This window comes from Promicromonospora kroppenstedtii DSM 19349 (genome assembly GCF_000515355.1).
GTDB lineage: Bacteria > Actinomycetota > Actinomycetes > Actinomycetales > Cellulomonadaceae > Promicromonospora > Promicromonospora kroppenstedtii.
In genome coordinates this window covers 7,298-9,450 of sequence record NZ_KI911757.1, presented here as the reverse complement: position 1 = coordinate 9,450, position 2,153 = coordinate 7,298, and the positions used below count along the sequence as shown (strand labels likewise).

At 72.3% G+C, this 2,153-nt stretch carries 2 protein-coding genes and 1 pseudogene; all 3 read right to left on the bottom strand.

Features of this window, described 5'->3' with window-relative positions; all coding sequences use genetic code 11:
* Window positions 1-264: 264 nt before the first annotated feature.
* Complete coding sequence (locus tag PROKR_RS26645; protein ID WP_051433401.1) at window positions 265-627, bottom strand: LapA family protein; 363 nt, start codon at window positions 625-627, stop codon at window positions 265-267.
* 104 nt (window positions 628-731) lie between these two features.
* On the bottom strand, window positions 732-1,847 hold the full coding sequence (locus PROKR_RS26640) for a fatty acid desaturase family protein (protein WP_245605979.1): 1,116 nt from the start codon (window positions 1,845-1,847) through the stop codon (window positions 732-734).
* A 29-nt stretch (window positions 1,848-1,876) separates the two neighbouring features.
* Window positions 1,877-2,153: pseudogene (locus PROKR_RS26635) on the bottom strand (monooxygenase); the annotation flags it as partial.

Here is a 2,153-nt window from a genome sequence, read left to right as displayed (position 1 = left end):
TGAGCAGGACGAGGCGCGCGGCGGCGTCGAGCGGTGCGGTCAGCCGCGCGGCGAGCTCGCGGGCGTCGTCACCGCCGGCGGCAGCGGCCGTGGCGAGCTGGCGCTGCAGTTCGTCTGCGTATCGGTTCAGGTCCATGGCACCACTATGACACCGCAGTGGTGTCAGCGCAAGCGGTTTGGCGTCACGAATGACACCACTGTGGCACCAGGGCCGTCACGCGCCCCGCCTCCACCCGTCGCGGGCGAGGCGGGCGGTGCTGGCGCTCAGTCGCCGCGGTGGATGCGGCGGCGGAGCTGAGCGATGCGGATGGAGCCGATCACCAGGGCGATGATGCCGACCCCGACCCCTGCGATGAGCAGTGCGACGGCGAGCGGGACCGTGCCCTGCATGCCCAGGAACGAGACCAGCACCGGCTGGGTGTTCTGGAGCATGAAGATGATCAGCGCGACCAGCACGAGCGCGGCGACGCAGCTGCCGACCCAGACCCCTCCGGCACGGCTCCTGGAGACCTTGACCGGGTGGGTGCTCGTCCGGTGGATGTGTTCCGGACGGACGGCCTCGTGGCTGGGCCCGCTCGGGTTGCCGTTGGTCGCGGACGGCAGCGGTGGGGTGGGAACGGTGGCCATGACGGCCTCCCTGCGGTTCCGGGCCCGCGCACCTCAGACGGGGCACGTTCGCCCGGATACCTTTGACTCTACGCCCCTGGGCGGCCCCGGCGGGCCGCAGTGCCTCACCGGCCGAGCTGCGCCGCCAGGGGGCAGGAGAACGGGTCGCGCGCGCGGTGCTCGACGTCGTTCAGGTAGCCCACGACGATCCCGTAGGAGCGGAAGAAGCCCACCTCGGTGTACGTCACGCCGAGGGTCGAGCAGAACTCCCGGACGAGCGGCTGGACGCGCCGGAGGTTGGGCCGGGGCATGCTCGGGAAGAGATGGTGCTCGATCTGCCGGTTGAGCCCGCCCATGAAGAAGTCGACCGCGGCGTTGCCGCGGATGTTGCGCGACATGAGCACCTGACGGCGCAGGAAGTCGACCTCCGCACCGGCCGGGACGATGGGCATGCCCTTGTGGTTCGGGGCGAACGCACCGCCCAGCAGCACACCGAACAGGCCGAGCTGCACCGCGAGGAAGGCAGCGGCGATCGCGGGCGGTAGCAGGATCAGGAGCACGGCGACGTTCAGGGCCAGGCGGGCCAGCAGCACCGGGGCCTCGACCCCGCGGTGCACCACGGGTGCCCGGCCGAGGACCGTGCGCACGCTGGCCACGTGCAGGTTGAGCCCTTCGAGCGTCAGCAGCGGGAAGAAGAACCAGCCCTGCCGCCGGGCGAACCAGCGCCGCCAGCCGCGGCGGCTGGCCACGATCGCCGGCGTGAAGGCGATGACCCCGGGCGAGATGTCTGGGTCGGCCGCCTCCTGGTTCGGGGCGGCGTGGTGGGCGTTGTGCTTCGTCGTCCACCACGAGTGGCTCAGTCCGACGAACACGTTCGCCAGGACGCGTCCCGTCCAGTCGTTCCACACCCGCGAGCGGAAGATCTGCCGGTGGGAGCTGTCGTGGCCCAGGAACGCGAGCTGGGCGAGCACGACGGCCAGTGCCGCGGCGAGCAGGAGCTGCCACCAGGAGTCGCCGACGAGCACGACCGCGGTCCAGACCATCCCGAAGGTGACGACGGTGCCGATCAGGCGCGTCCAGTAGTACCCGTACCGCCGCCGGTTCAGCCCCGACTCCCGCACCACCTTCGCCAGGACCGAGTAGTCACGCACCACACGTCTGGCGGGCCGGCGGGGTGCCGCGGTGACCGCGGGTGCCGGCTGGTCGATCGGATCGGGCGGGCCGATCGCTCGTTCGCCCACGTGACCACGTTACCCCCCGCACACCTCGTTCATCGGGCCAGCCGTTCGACGACGGCACCGTAGAGCCACGGCAGCCGGGCCGCGGCCGGCACGATGGCGCCGCGCGCCGGCCCCGAGGCCCAGGTGACCAGCCCCGTGGTCAGCGCCCGGTAGTCGCGCGTCACCGTGCGCCACGCACGCTCGTACGCCTCGGCGTCCTCCAGGTGGCGGACGACGGCTTCGGCCTGGGCGAGACCCACGCGGACCCCCTCCCCGGTCAGGGCGTCGACGTAGCCCGACGCGTCACCGACGAGCCGCACCCGGCCG